Here is a 15,055-nt window from a genome sequence, read left to right on the forward strand (position 1 = left end):
ACTTATTTTACTTGGGGGGAAGCACGATGGGTAAAATCGCCTTTTTATTTCCTGGGCAGGGATCGCAGGCTGCAGGAATGGGAAAAGCACTAGCAGAACAGGATGAGAAAGTAAAATCATTTTTCGAGAGTGCTGATCAAAAACTTGGCTTTTCACTATCAGAACTTATTTTTGAAGGGCCTCAGGAAAAATTGACGTTAACAACAAATGCCCAGCCAGCTTTGTTGACTACTAGCATTGCTATCCTCGATTACTTTAAAAGGTCGGGCGTAGCACCTGATTTTGTGGCTGGCCACAGCCTTGGTGAATATACTGCACTCGTTGCATCGGAAGCTATATCCTTTGAGGACGGTGTTTATGCTGTCCGTAAAAGAGGAGAGTTCATGGAAGAAGCAGTTCCTAATGGCGAGGGAACAATGGCAGCGGTACTGGGACTTGACAGGGACAAGCTTACTGCAGTCACAGAAGAGGTATCTGCAGGCGGCAATCCGGTTCAGCTCGCAAATTTAAACTGTCCTGGACAGATTGTGATTTCAGGTTCAAGGGCAGGTGTTGAACTAGCTTCTGCAAAGGCTAAAGAAGAAGGTGCCAAGCGTGTGCTTCCACTGGAAGTAAGCGGTCCATTCCATTCTGAATTAATGAAGCCTGCTGCGGAGAAGTTCAGGCAGATCCTGGACGAGATTGAAATCAAAGATGCATCTGTTCCTGTCATTGCCAATGTTACGGCTTCTGAAATGACTTCCGCTGCAGAAATAAAAAGCAGATTGATTGAACAGCTCTATTCTCCTGTACTCTGGGAGGATTCAATCCGCAAGATGATAGAGCTTGGAGTAGACACATTTATAGAAATAGGACCTGGAAAAGTACTGTCAGGCTTAGTGAAAAAGGTAGATCGTTCCCTTAAAACGTATGCCGTTTCCGATGCTGAATCCTGCCAGACGGTTACAGAATCCTTGAAGGAGGAATTGAGATGAAGCTAGAGGGAAAAGCCGCTTTAGTAACGGGAGCTTCCCGCGGAATCGGAAGGGAAATCGCTTTGGGTCTTGCTAAGCAAGGTGCAGATATCGCGGTTAACTATTCCGGAAGTGAGGCAAGGGCGAACGAAGTAGTTGATGAAATAAAAGCATTAGGCAGAAATGCATTTGCTATCCAATGCGATGTATCCAGCAGTGATTCCGTGGCAAGCATGGTAAAAGAAACAGTAGATAAGTTTGGCAAGCTTGATATTCTGATTAATAATGCTGGGATTACGAAGGATAACCTGATTATGAGAATGAAGGAAGACGAATGGGATGATGTAATTAACATTAACCTGAAAGGTGTATTCCTTTGTACAAAAGCTGTTACAAGGCAGATGATGAAACAGCGCAGCGGGCGTATTATCAATATTTCTTCGATTGTTGGAGTAAGCGGCAATCCTGGTCAGGCTAATTATGTCGCCGCCAAATCAGGTGTTATTGGCCTGACAAAGACCTCTGCAAAGGAACTTGCATCAAGAGGCATAACGGTCAATGCCATTGCACCAGGTTTTATCACAACTGATATGACTGATAAGCTGAACGAGGATGTAAAAGAGCAGATGCTTAAGCAAATTCCATTGGCGCGTTTTGGCGACCCTGCAGATATTGCGAATGTGGCAGTGTTTCTTGCTTCCGAGGACAGCCGCTATATGACAGGGCAAACCCTTCATGTTGATGGCGGAATGGTCATGTAACTTGTAACAGGCTTGTAATGCAAAAAACTTTTATAAAACCTTTCAATTAAGTCTAAAAATAATCTATAATACTTGAGGGGAGGTGAACAAGCATGGCAGAAGTATTAGAACGTGTAACAAAGATCATCGTGGACCGTCTTGGTGTTGAAGAGTCTGAAGTTAAATTGGAAGCTTCTTTCAAAGATGATCTAGGTGCTGATTCCCTTGACGTAGTAGAATTAGTAATGGAATTAGAAGACGAGTTCGACATGGAGATTTCTGACGATGATGCTGAAAAAATCGCAACAGTCGGTGACGCTGTAAATTACATAAAAGCTAGCCAATAATCGTTAGTTGAACCACTCTGCAGTGAGGGTATGCCCCTCGCTGCAGCAATTTTTTTATCGCAGTCTAACGGGCAGTAAGACTCCCGTTTCTAGACTTAGAGGAACTCAAAAACTAATAAGCGTGAGCCAAACTGCCCGTAATGGCCCGATTGGTTCAACTAACAATCATTGTGGAAAAGCACCCCACTGATTGAGTTTCAATTTATCAGCAGATGTTTACTGTCCGGTGTTACCTGTGGCATTGAAGGCAGCATGAGAAAAATCTGCAGCCCGGAAGCAGGTGGCTGTGGACAGTAAATATGTAAGGCAAAAGCTCCGTTGAATAACGGGGCTTTCTTCTGTGAAGATGGCTGTACCCAAATGAAACTAAAATTGCTTTGGTAAATAGAAGTTTTTTTGCGTTTTTCATCTTTATTCCGTAAACTTAGGGAAGACCATTTAAGCTTTTTACTTATGCAGAATATTAATTTTTAGCAAGGTGGATGCATTATGCGCAGCAATAAGGATAAGGAAAGAAAATCATTTCGCGCAATCGAAAAACAATTTAAAGAATTCCAGACGGAAATCGGAATTCAATTTGAAAATGAAAAATTATTAAAACAGGCTTTTACCCATTCATCTTATGTGAATGAGCATCGGAGAAAGCCCTATGAAGACAATGAAAGGCTGGAATTTTTGGGTGACGCTGTCCTGGAACTGACTGTTTCAAAGTTCCTTTACCTAAAATATCCTATGATGAGCGAGGGGGAATTAACAAAGCTGAGGGCCGCGGTTGTCTGCGAACCCTCCCTGGTCTCATTTGCCCACGAATTGTCATTCGGCAGCCTTGTACTGCTTGGAAAAGGGGAGGAAATGACAGGGGGAAGAACCCGTCCTGCCCTGCTTGCAGACGTATTTGAAGCCTTTATAGGTGCACTATACCTGGATAAAGGATTAGATACGGTTGTCGGTTTTTTGGAAAAAGTTGTTTTTCCAAAGATTGATTCAGGTGCTTTTTCGCATGTGATGGATTTCAAGAGCCAGCTGCAGGAACTTGTTCAGCGGGATGGTGCAGGTGCAATTGAATATAAAATCCTTCAGGAAAAAGGGCCTGCTCACAATCGTGAATTTGTTTCCACTGTTTCCCTAAATGGCAGGGAGCTTGGGACAGGCACTGGCCGATCAAAGAAAGAAGCAGAACAGCATGCAGCCCAAATGGCCCTTGAAGTATTGAAGAATCATATCAAGTGACATCAAAGAATAGAAACTTGGAGGAGACAGAGGGGGAGCAGGGTTGTTTTTAAAAAGGCTTGATGTTATTGGATTTAAGTCATTTGCTGAGCGGATTACGGTTGATTTTGTTCCTGGCGTCACGGCAGTTGTAGGTCCAAATGGAAGCGGAAAAAGCAATATAACAGATGCCATACGCTGGGTATTGGGTGAACAATCAGCTAAGTCCCTTCGCGGCGCGAAAATGGAGGATGTCATATTTGCGGGCAGTGATTCCCGGAGAGCGCAGAATTTTGCTGAGGTGACACTGACCCTTGATAACGGCGATCAGGGTCTGCCGATCGAGTACAGCGAGGTCAGTGTTACAAGAAGGGTCTACCGATCTGGAGACAGTGAATACCTAATCAATAAGCAAACATGCAGATTAAAAGATATCGTAGATTTATTTATGGATTCAGGCCTTGGCAGGGAAGCTTTTTCAATAATAAGCCAGGGCAGGGTAGAGGAAATTCTAAACAGCAAAGCTGAAGAACGCCGGACGATATTCGAAGAAGCGGCTGGTGTGCTTAAATATAAGACAAGAAAGAAAAAAGCGGAAGGCAAACTTTCTGAAACCCAGGATAATTTAAACAGGGTGAATGATATTCTTCATGAACTGGAAAGCCAGGTAGAGCCTTTGAAAATTCAGGCTTCGATTGCGAAAGATTATCTGCAGCAGAAGGAAGAGCTTGAGAAAATAGAAGTTGCCCTTACAGTCTATGAGATAGAAGACCTGCATTCAAAATGGGAGCAGCTTTCACGTCAGCTTGAACGGCATACAGAAGATGAAATGAAGCTATCGGCAGTTATTCAGAACAAAGAAGCCAAAATGGAAGAGTTAAAGGATCATATTGCTGCAATCGATGAATCAGTAAATGATTTACAGGACGTACTCCTTCATGCCAGTGAAGAGCTTGAAAAACTGGAAGGCAGAAAAGAAGTCCTAAAAGAGCGAAAAAAAAATGCCAGCCAGAATAAAGACCAGCTTCATCGAAATATGGAAGAACTTTCTTCGAAGATAACTGAGTTAAAAGAGCAAGAAGAAAAGCAGTTGACTCTCAAAGGAAAAGTAAAGGCAGAAGCAGTTAAACTTCAGAAAGCATTAAAGGAAAAGCAGGATCAGCTCAAACTCTTCAGTGAAAATACGGAAGAGAAAATTGAATCGCTGAAAAGTGATTATATTGAAGTGCTGAATAGCCAGGCGGCTTCAAGAAACGAACTGCAGAATATTGAACAGCAGCTCAGCCAGCAGGGTCAGCGCAGTTCTAAGCTTGAGATGGATAACGAAAAGTATATTGCCGACCGCAAGAAAAACGAAGAGAAAAAGCAAAAGATACAATCAGAACTTGAAAGCCTGCAAAAAGAAATAGAGAGTCAGGTACATGTGTTCCGCAATGAAGACCGCAAGCTTGAATCATTAAAGAATAATTATCAAAAGCAGGAAAAAACATTGTATCAGGCTTATCAGTATTTGCAGCAGGCAAAATCCAGGCAGGAAATGCTTGAAGAAATGGAAGAAGACTTTTCGGGCTTTTTCCAAGGTGTAAAGGAAGTATTGAAAGCAAGGGGCAGCAAGCTGCAGGGAATTGAAGGAGCCGTAGCGGAATTAATTCAGGTGCCAAAAGAGTACGAAACGGCGATTGAAACGGCTCTTGGCGGTTCCATGCAGCATATCATCGTACAAAATGAGCAGGATGGGAGAAGTGCCATCCAATTCCTGAAAAAGAATTCATACGGAAGAGCAACTTTCCTGCCGTTAAGTGTAGTGAAGGGGAAAAGGCTTAATACCGGGCAACTGCAATCGGTTCAAGCCCATCCCGCCTTTATTGGTGAAGCTGCTTCGCTGATCCAGTTTGAAGGAAGGCATCAGTCCGCTATTGAAAACCTGCTTGGCAATGTTGTTATTGCCCGTGACCTTAAGGGAGCCAATGAACTGGCGAAGCTTCTTCAATACCGTGTGAGACTCGTTACTATTGATGGAGATGTGGTTAATCCCGGCGGGTCCATGACGGGAGGAGCCATGAAACAGAAAAGCACTTCTATTCTTTCACGCAAAGGTGAACTTGAAGAGCTGAAATCACGAATTGTGGACATGGAATCCAAAACAGCTAACCTCGAAAAACAAGTGAAACTGCAAAAAAGCGAAATTCAAAAACAGGAAACACGCATTGAACAGCTTAGAAAAACAGGTGAAGAGCTTCGTTTGATGGAACAGAGGGTAAAAGGAGAGCTTCTGGAAGTAGAGTTTGAGGAGAAAAGCATTAATGAGCGCTTATCTCTTTATGATATGGACAAAGCACAGTTTTCGGAAGATAGAGAAAGACTGCTGAACAGAAAGAGTGAGCTTGCAGATCTATTGGAGCAGCAGCAAAAACAAATAGCTGATCTTGATAATGAGATTAAAGCATTAACAGAAAGAAAAAACACCCAGCAGACTTCAAAGGAAACTGTTGTATCTGAAATAAATGAGCTGAAAATCAGCTTCGCTTCCAAAAATGAACAGCTGAATCATGCTGAGGACAAACTAGCCGCACTAATTTCTGAGCTTGCTGTTAACAGGGATAAGCTGAAGACAGTAAAAGAGGATTTAGAACTGCTATCATCCGAAATGACGAATAGCTCTTCAGGTGAGCAGCATCTGGAAGAGGCAGCACAGCAAAAATTAAAGGAAAAGAATGAAACGCTTGAATTAATTGCTTCAAGAAGGGATGAGCGCTTAAAGCTCCAAACATCCTTAGAGGAACTGGAACTTGAGGCAAAAGAATTAAAACGCCAGCATAAAGGCCTGGTAGAAGTTTTGAAAGATGAGGAAGTTAAGCAGAACCGGCTTGATGTTGAGCTGGAAAATAGGCTGAATCATTTAAGGGAAGAATATCTGCTGTCTTTTGAAGGTGCTAAAGAGGAATATCCGCTGGATATTGAAATTGATGAAGCGCGAAAAAAAGTAAAACTCATAAAGCTGGCAATCGAAGAGCTTGGGGCTGTGAACCTTGGGGCAATCGAAGAATATGACAGAGTATCTGAACGATATGAATTCCTGCTTGAACAAAAAACAGACCTTCAGGAAGCAAAAGATACGTTATTCCAGGTTATCGATGAAATGGATGTTGAAATGAAAAGGCGATTTGAAGAAACGTTCGAAGGGATCCGTTTTCATTTTGAGTCGGTTTTCCAATCTTTATTCGGTGGCGGCAGAGCCGATTTACGCTTGACCCAGCCTGATGATTTATTGAATACAGGTGTGGAAATTGTCGCACAGCCTCCAGGCAAGAAACTGCAGAACCTCGGATTATTATCGGGAGGAGAAAGGGCGCTTACTGCAATTGCATTGCTGTTTTCCATTTTGAAAGTACGTCCTGTTCCATTCTGTATCCTTGATGAAGTAGAGGCAGCCTTGGATGAAGCAAACGTGCAAAGGTTCAGCAAATACTTAAAGAGATACAGCGACGAAACCCAGTTCATCGTTATCACCCACAGAAAAGGAACAATGGAAGAAGCGGATGTCCTTTACGGTGTAACCATGCAGGAATCCGGTGTTTCCAAACTGGTATCTGTACGTCTGGAAGAAACCAGGGAACTAATTACTCAATAGCAGCTTTAATGCGGGACAGCTTATAACACTGTTCCGCACCTATACATATTGCTTTTAAAAGGAAGTGAAAACATGAGTTTCTTTAAAAAACTAAAAGAAAAAATCACACAGCAGACAGATAGTGTTACTGAAAAATTTAAAGACGGATTAACCAAAACGCGCGATAATTTTTCAAATAAGGTAAATGACCTTGTTTCAAGGTATCGTAAAGTGGATGAGGAATTCTTTGAGGAACTGGAAGAAATCTTAATTGGGGCGGATGTTGGATTCGACACTGTCATGGAATTGGTTGAAGAGCTGAGAAGGGAAGTAAAGCGCAAGAATATTCAGGATCCTCGCGATGTGCAGGCTGTCATCTCAGAAAAGCTTGTAGAAATTTATGACAGCGCAGGCGAAACCTCCACAGAATTAAATATTCAGTCTGAGGGACTAACTGTTATCCTGTTTGTTGGTGTTAACGGAGTCGGAAAAACAACGACGATAGGAAAACTTGCCCATAAATTCAAAACTGAAGGGAAAAATGTCCTGCTTGCAGCAGGCGATACCTTCCGTGCGGGAGCGATTGAACAGCTTGAGGTGTGGGGCGAACGTGTCGGCGTTGATGTTATTAAGCAGGGAGCTGGCTCTGACCCTGCAGCTGTCATGTATGATGCCGTTCAATCTGCAAAGTCGCGCAAAGCTGATATATTAATCTGTGACACTGCGGGACGTCTGCAGAACAAAGTCAATCTGATGAAAGAATTGGAGAAAGTGAAGCGTGTAATTGAAAGGGAAGTACCTGGTGCCCCGCATGAGGTATTGCTTGTTCTGGACGCTACAACTGGACAAAATGCCATGATTCAGGCTAAGACCTTCAAGGAAGCCACTGATGTTTCTGGTATTGTTCTTACAAAGCTGGATGGAACTGCAAAGGGAGGCATCGTTCTTGCAATCAGAAATGAACTTGAAATCCCGGTGAAATTTGTAGGTTTAGGAGAAAAAATGGATGACCTGCAGGAATTCAATGCAGAACAATATGTCTATGGGCTCTTTGCCGACATAGTCGAAAAAGAAGTAGAAGAAGAGGAACAATAAGAATAGAAAAACAGCCGGAGAGCGAGTTCTCCGGCTGTTTTTCTATCGAAAATGATATATATTTCAATTTAATAAATAGTTTGAAATTTATATTTTTTAGTGTAAAATTACACTATGCTGATAAATTTATTTCAAATGAGGTCCTGTAAACGAATTAAATAATTATCCACAGGAACTTTTTGTCAGTAAGCTGCGTCTATACTATGGAAGAAGTCATCAGGCTGTAATAAATTGTAGTTTTAAAGACTGCCTATAAAAAAACAAAAGGCTGATACTTACGATTTTTAATGGGGGAGAGATTGGGTTGTACAGAAAATTAAAAGTGATCATTATGGCTATATTCTGCTTTGTGTTAATGATTTATCCATTCCAATCAGCAGAAGCTGCCAGCACAGACATCAAAGTTTCTCTAGATGAGGGCTTTGGCGGAAAAGTGAAAAGAGGAGAGGGGTTTCCTCTGAGGATTAAGATGGAAAATACAGGAGAGGCATTTAGCGGGGATTTGCTGATAAGTTACCATCCATCTTACAATACGAGCGGTGCGGTTACTGTAAAAGTAGAGCTTCCTGCCGGAACAGCTAAGGAATACCTGGTTTCCATCCCTGGCATGACAGAGGACCACCCTTCCATGTATCAGAACATTCCATTGCTGACTCTTTATGAAGGAGATTGGAAAGATGGAAAAAAGGTTAGTTTTAAAGGCGAAAATACATTAAAGCCGAAATTTATAGATATGGCAACTGAAGTAATTGGTGTTCTCAGTGAAAACTATGACCGTGTAAAAGAATTGAGGACACTTCCTTCAAAAACGATGATTGAACTCAATAAGGAAGATTTGCCGGATGAAGCGACAGGATTGGAAACACTCGATTATTTGCTGATTGATGAATACAAGATTTCCCAGCTTAGTGACAAACAGCAATCTGCTATAAGGGAATGGGTTTACAACGGTGGAGCATTGATTGCCGGAGGCGGACCTGATGCAAGTGGTGCCTATGGAGAGCTATATTCATTGCTGCCAATGAAATCTCAAAACGAATCCGCTGGTGCAGTGAAATTCCTGCAGGCGGCAAAGGGAGAGGAGCCGGATTTTAAAGAGCTCAACTTCTATACTGGTCCAGTTGATACGGGTACGGAAGTTATCGCGGAAAGCGAAGATCTTCCAGCAGCGGTGAAAAAGGAGTATGGAAGCGGGACGGTCCTGCAGACAGCTTTTTCACTTGGAGATGAGCCTTTATCTTCATGGCAGGGATACGACACATGGTTTGCCGACTTTATTAAACAGTCATCAGGTGCGGCCATTGGATCCAGCCCATATTCTCAGGATTACCTGGACCAGCTTTATTGGGAATTTGCAGAAGTGAATGAATTCTTCCCTGCATCCAATTTTTCTATAGGGCAGCTTATTGGGCTTTTTGCCGGTTATATTATTCTGATAGTGCCTGTTCTTTATTTTGTCTTAAGAAAGCTTGATAAGCGGGAGCATTCCTGGTGGATCATTCCTTCCATCGCCATATTAATGGGGACAGCTGTCTTTGGAATGGGAGCAAAAGACAGAATTTCTCAGCCTCAGCTGAACCAGATGGGGATCTATAAAGTGAATAACAATCTGCTTACCGGATATCAGGCTTCAACCCTGCTTTCAAATAAAAGCGGTGAATATATCCTCTCAATGCCCAAAGGTGAATTTAATGCAGTGGTTTATTCAAACAATTCCACTTCATCAGATCCCTTTAGAAGCGGAATTATGGCTGAAAAGGTAAAAAACAATGAGATTATTTTCCCTGAGGTAGAATATTGGTCATCCAAAACAATATACGGAAAGGCCAAGACCGAGTTCAATGGGAAGTTTAAAGCGGACCTCACCCTTAAGGAAAAAAGATTAACTGGAACAATCAAAAACGAAAGTGAGTATGATTTTGAAGAATTATATATATGGTCAGGCAATGAAGCGATCAAATTAGGGCCAATCAAGAAAGATGAGACAATTAAAGTGGATAAAACCACAAAACAATCCCTGCTGAGCAGACCATATGGAGGAACTTTTAATGGCGCATACCCTGCCAATGGTCAAAATGATATAAATAGGTTAAGAAGAGAAAAGCTGGAATATGCATCCACTACATTTCTGCTTGGGGATGTTGCTCAGCCAGTCATTGCGGGAATCACAAAAGAATCAATTATTGATGTAGCCATGAGAGGGAAAAAGGAAAAACAGAATAACACAAATATGATCCTTCAGCCATTTGAGGCCATAAATGAGTTCTCCGGAGCCTTTACACTGAAAGATGGAATGATGGCAGCTGATTGGAATGTGATTCAGGGCCAGATTTATGAAAAAGGCATGGGCAGCACGAATGCAGAAATGATGCTTGAAGACGGAGAATATGAATATATTCTCAGCCTCCCGAAGCAGCTGAAAGAGAAAACATATAGATTAGAAGAAATATCGGTAAGGATCAATAGCCAAAACGTACAGTATTCAATAAAAAACCAAAAGACAGGTGAGTGGCTGCCGATTGAATCGGATCAAAGGAGCGTAAAGCTGACAAGTAAAGATGACTTAACCCAGTTCGTTTCGAAAGAAGGCCGTTTTATTATGAAGCTGAATAAATCAGCTCAGGGTGATCCATTCGTTCAATTGCCTGCTATTACGATCAAAGGGGAGGTGGCGAAATGATCGAAATTATGGATTTATCAAAAAGATACGGAAAATTTACAGCACTTGATTCTTTAAATTTAAATATAGAAAAAGGCAGTGTATTTGGTTTTGTCGGACAGAATGGTGCAGGAAAATCCACAACCTTCTCCATTTTGGCAACCTTACTTGCTCCCACTTCGGGCTCTGCTTACGTAAACGGGTATGATGTTCAAAAGGATTCAAAGCTCGTGAGGAAGCAGATAGGCTATATGCCGGATTTCTTCGGGGTTTATGACCAGCTTAAGGCTGATGAATATCTGCACTTCTACGGTGCGAGTTACGGAATACCATTTGCAGAACGTGAGAAGCTGATACCGCAGCTTCTCGACCTTGTCAACTTGTCAAATAAAAGAGAATCATATGTAGACCTATTATCAAGAGGCATGAAGCAGCGCCTCTGCCTGGCCAGGTGCCTTATCCATGATCCTGAAGTGCTGATTCTGGATGAACCTGCATCAGGACTTGACCCAAGAGCTAGGGTTGAAATGAGGGAAATATTAAAAGAATTGAAAAGCATGGGCAAAACTATTTTAATCTCTTCACATATTCTGCCTGAACTTGCAGAAATGTGCGATACCATAGGTATTATTGACCAGGGAAAACTGGTGGCTCAGGGGTCTGTTGCTGATATTCAGTCACAGCTGAGGGGAGAAAGGCTGATCATAGTAAAAGTTCATGGAAGCTCGGAAAAGGCCGTCTCTTTCTTTGAGGATGATCCTAATATATTTAAATTGGCTTTACTGGAGGACGGAGCATCGTTTCAGTTTATTTATAAAGGGACAGCTGAAGAACAAACAGATCTGCTGAAAAGAGCCATTTTAAATAATTTAGCGATCACCAGCTTTGCTGAAGCAGAAACGGATCTGGAAGATGTCTTTATGGAAATTACAAAGGGAGTTGAGCTGACATGAAGAATTTAGTCGTAAATCCTGTTCTGAATAAAGAGTTTAAGCTCCGCTTCCGCAGCTTTAAAAGCTACCTTGGGGTACTCTTTTACCTCCTGGCATTAGGCCTGATCATTGTTGGATTTATCTTTATAGAATCATTGTCAAATAACATGCAGGGCTTTTTTAAACCTGATCAGAGCCGGACAATGTTTATGGTCCTATCAATATTGCAGCTTGGCTTGATTCTGTTTATTACTCCCGGTTTAACAGCAGGGGTTATCAGCAGTGAAAGAGAGAGGCAGACCTTAAATATCTTGCTTACAACGACCCAAAGCTCTTCTAGCATTATTTTGAGTAAGCTGATTTCTTCCATTTCATATTTGATTTTGCTTATTGCGGCAAGTTTGCCTCTTTATAGCTTTGTGTTTTTATTTGGAGGTATTTCCCCAGGTCAGCTGCTTACGACAATGGGATTTTATTTATTTACCATCCTGGTTTATGGAAGTCTCGGGATATTATTTTCAACGCTCATTAGAAAAACAATTGTCTCGATGGTTACCACCTATGGGGTTACTTTATTCCTAGCTGGAGGAACGGCATTCCTGACTTTGATTTTTATGCAATTAACCAATGCATATGGCTATACAGGGACTCAGCCAACAAATCCTCTTGCATACTTCCCGGCTATGCTTAACCCGGTCATTATTCTAATGAGCACATTTGAGCCGGAAATGACCAATGAAATTGCCAGATCAACTGGCATTGAATTTCCTTTATGGATTTCATACTTAATATCGTACACTTTGATTTTCATTGGAGCAATTCTGCTGAGCATAAAAAAACTCCGTCCCAATATGAAAAAGGGCTAGTATTTATTCGGGCAAATCCCTGGAGACGGGATTGCCCGTAAATTTTAATAAGGGAATGATATCGGTGGAAAACCGCAATCAATATCTTAGACTTTTAAAACCGGTAAAAAGACAGCTCCTATTTCAGCTGTTCGTTAAGGAATTCCAGGTGTTCCTTTTATCAGCGGCTGTCTTAGCCTTTTTACTTATGATAGCAGCAAGATTTTTTGTTATCCCATTTCTGCAATACTATCTCCTGATGATTTTATTTCTGTCTGCTCTTTATGCAGCTTTTCGAATTTGGAAGAAGCGTCCTGGCATGATCCAGGCTGCATCATTGTATAACACATTTGTAGCGGAAGACAGGGTCATTACGGCCCATTCTTTCCTTCATGATGATGGCATTCTTGCAAGATTGCAGCTGGCAGATGCAGTAAAGCATATGAAAAAGGTGCACCATCATGTTTTAGGCAGGAAGAAGAATCTCCTTCTTCCCAAACCTTTTTTAATGTTTGTGGCTTTTCTTGGTCTTGCAGTCCTCTTATACATGGTTCCAGGTGAGAAAATGGAATTAGCTTTAAAACAGGAAAAAGAAATCAAGATTGTTGAAAAAGCAATGGAAGAACTAGAGAAAAAAGCTGATAAGGAAAAAAATCCTAAAGTGAAAAAAGCATTAGAGGAAGCAAAAGACAAGATTGCAGAAAAAAAGTCAGCTGATGAAGCTTTGAAGGAATTAGCGAAACAAACAAAAAGCTTGGATTTAAAAGCAATGAAAGAAAAAGAAAGATCAATAGCCCTCGAAAACATGAAAAACAATCTTGATAAGAGCGGGTTAGAACAATTAAGCCGGAAGCTGAAAGAAAAAGATTTGGCTTCCTTCAGGGAAGAGTTGTCAAAGCTTGATAAGCAGAGGACGGAACTGGATGAAGATCAAAGAAAGGCTTTGAAGGAGATTACTGGCAGTGATTCGCAGTTGTCTGAAGAAGAGCTCTCAAGTCTCCTGGATCAGCTCGAAAAGGCATTGCAATCAGAAGAGCTTTTAAAACAGCTGGCTGCAGCACAAGAAGCCCTGCAGAGCTCAGGTGTTTCATTACAGCAGCAAATGGCTTCGAATGGAATGCCGCCTAACCAGCTCGCGTTTTCGCAGCCTGGCCAGACAGGCAGTTCAGGAAACGCTTCAAATACGTCTCAGCAGGGGCAGCAGAATAATTCAAATCAGCAAAATAATCCAAATCAAGCTGGCAATAGCACAAACAGTGGCAATGGCAGCGGAGCGGCTTCAGGCAGCGGCTCAGGCAATGGATCCGGCTCAGGCAATGGTTCGGGTTCTGGTACCGGATCTGGATCTGGTACCGGGGCAGGCTCAGGGAATGGGTCAGGCAGCGGTCTTGGAGGAGGTGCCGGGCTCGGACAGGGAGCCAGGGATCTGCTCACCATTCCATCTGGCATGGAAGGGAAGACGAATATTGAAAATGACAACGGCAGCCTTGGACAGGGGAGTACAGGACAGCAGTTTGAAGGGGAAGGTCCTGTCTTAAAAGGGAATATCAGACCGTACAGTGAAGTGTTTGGGAATTATGAAAAGGCATACAGGCAAAGTACGGACCGGTACAAGCTTCCGGCTGATTTAGAGGAAATCGTTAAAAGTTATTTTACTAGTATAGATCCTGACAAGGAGTGAATGCAATGTCGGTAATACAGGAAAAAGAACAGCAATTCGCACAAGCAACAGCTATTATTGCAAGAGTAAAAGATGAAATTCAATCATTTATAGTCGGCCAGGAAGAAGTGGTCGAACATGTACTATGGAGCATATTCTCAGGAGGGCATGTTTTGCTTGAAGGATTGCCAGGACTTGGTAAAACTATGCTGATTAAAACCATTGCTGAAGTACTTGATCTTAAATTTTCACGTATTCAATTCACCCCTGATATTATGCCATCCGATATAACTGGAACCATGCTGCTTCAGCCTGATGAAGCCGGCAGGCAAACATTCAGTTTTCATAAAGGGCCCATTTTCGCCAACATCATCCTGGCAGATGAAATTAACAGGGCAACACCAAAAACACAAAGTGCCCTGCTCGAGGCAATGGGAGAAAAAACGGTCACGATTATGGGCGAAACCAAAAAGATGGAAAAGCCATTTTTTGTACTTGCAACTCAAAACCCGATTGATATGGAAGGGACTTATCCCTTGCCGGAAGCACAAACGGACCGGTTTTTATGCAAGGTGAATGTTGTGTATCCGACGAAAGAAGAATTAAAAGAAATTGCCAGGAGGACTACGGGGACGCAAAAAATCCATTTAAATAAAGCTGCCGGATTGAAGGATGTCATTGCTCTTCAGGAGCTTTCGAGAGAAATTCTCCTATCAGATGAAATCCTGGATTATGCCGTTTGGATGGTCACTGCCACGCACCCGGATTCAGAGGGGGCACCAGAAACAGTGAAAAAGCACGTCCAATATGGGAGCGGTCCACGCGGCCTTCAGAGTCTGATAAGTATGGCAAAAGCAAGAGCCATGTGCTCCGGACGATTCCATGTATCAATAGGGGACATTAAAAACGTTGCCTATCCGGTTTTGCGGCATCGTCTTATTTTGAGCTTCTTGGGCATCTTACGGAAACGAATGCATTCTAGGCAGCTGTCATACCATTTTTGAC

Annotated in this window: 11 protein-coding genes; all 11 read left to right on the plus strand. The window is 42.2% G+C overall.

What is annotated here, in order from left to right; genetic code table 11:
• Positions 1-26: 26 nt before the first annotated feature.
• The 11 genes from fabD to ACEQ1T_RS02670 all read left to right on the plus strand — a co-directional run bounded on the left by fabD (position 27) and on the right by ACEQ1T_RS02670 (position 15,054).
• The gene (gene fabD, locus ACEQ1T_RS02620; protein WP_370221624.1) at positions 27-974 is read left to right on the plus strand and encodes an ACP S-malonyltransferase; all 948 of its coding nucleotides are present in this window, start codon (positions 27-29) and stop codon (positions 972-974) included.
• Complete coding sequence (fabG, locus tag ACEQ1T_RS02625; protein WP_206836289.1) at positions 971-1,714, plus strand: 3-oxoacyl-[acyl-carrier-protein] reductase; 744 nt, start codon at positions 971-973, stop codon at positions 1,712-1,714. Before fabD ends, fabG begins: the two co-directional genes overlap by 4 nt.
• A gap of 92 nt (positions 1,715-1,806) precedes the next feature.
• Entirely contained in the window at positions 1,807-2,040 is a 234-nt protein-coding gene (locus tag ACEQ1T_RS02630; RefSeq protein ID WP_009330799.1) for an acyl carrier protein, read from the plus strand.
• A 489-nt stretch (positions 2,041-2,529) separates the two neighbouring features.
• A complete protein-coding gene (rnc, locus tag ACEQ1T_RS02635; protein WP_206836291.1) occupies positions 2,530-3,270 on the plus strand; it encodes a ribonuclease III in 741 nt (246 codons plus the stop codon).
• A 43-nt stretch (positions 3,271-3,313) separates the two neighbouring features.
• Positions 3,314-6,880: a chromosome segregation protein SMC gene (gene smc / locus ACEQ1T_RS02640; protein WP_370221625.1), complete on the plus strand. Its 3,567-nt coding sequence runs from the start codon at positions 3,314-3,316 to the stop codon at positions 6,878-6,880.
• A 72-nt stretch (positions 6,881-6,952) separates the two neighbouring features.
• Positions 6,953-7,954, plus strand: a complete 1,002-nt coding sequence (gene ftsY / locus ACEQ1T_RS02645) for a signal recognition particle-docking protein FtsY (RefSeq protein WP_370221626.1) — start codon at positions 6,953-6,955, stop codon at positions 7,952-7,954.
• Positions 7,955-8,258: 304 nt separating this feature from the next.
• On the plus strand, positions 8,259-10,634 hold the full coding sequence (locus ACEQ1T_RS02650) for a hypothetical protein (protein ID WP_370221627.1): 2,376 nt from the start codon (positions 8,259-8,261) through the stop codon (positions 10,632-10,634).
• Positions 10,631-11,566, plus strand: a complete 936-nt coding sequence (locus ACEQ1T_RS02655) for an ABC transporter ATP-binding protein (RefSeq protein WP_206836302.1) — start codon at positions 10,631-10,633, stop codon at positions 11,564-11,566. Before ACEQ1T_RS02650 ends, ACEQ1T_RS02655 begins: the two co-directional genes overlap by 4 nt.
• Positions 11,563-12,411 carry an ABC transporter permease gene (locus ACEQ1T_RS02660; RefSeq protein ID WP_370221628.1) on the plus strand — a complete coding sequence of 283 codons (849 nt, stop codon included), beginning with the start codon at positions 11,563-11,565 and terminating at the stop codon, positions 12,409-12,411. Before ACEQ1T_RS02655 ends, ACEQ1T_RS02660 begins: the two co-directional genes overlap by 4 nt.
• A gap of 55 nt (positions 12,412-12,466) precedes the next feature.
• Positions 12,467-14,071 (plus strand): hypothetical protein, encoded by a 1,605-nt coding sequence (locus ACEQ1T_RS02665; protein ID WP_370221634.1) that lies wholly within the window; start codon positions 12,467-12,469, stop codon positions 14,069-14,071.
• A 5-nt stretch (positions 14,072-14,076) separates the two neighbouring features.
• Entirely contained in the window at positions 14,077-15,054 is a 978-nt protein-coding gene (locus ACEQ1T_RS02670) for an AAA family ATPase (protein WP_370221629.1), read from the plus strand.
• Position 15,055: the final 1 nt, after the last annotated feature.

The organism is Cytobacillus sp. (genome assembly GCF_964223445.1).
Lineage (GTDB): Bacteria > Bacillota > Bacilli > Bacillales > Cytobacillaceae > Cytobacillus.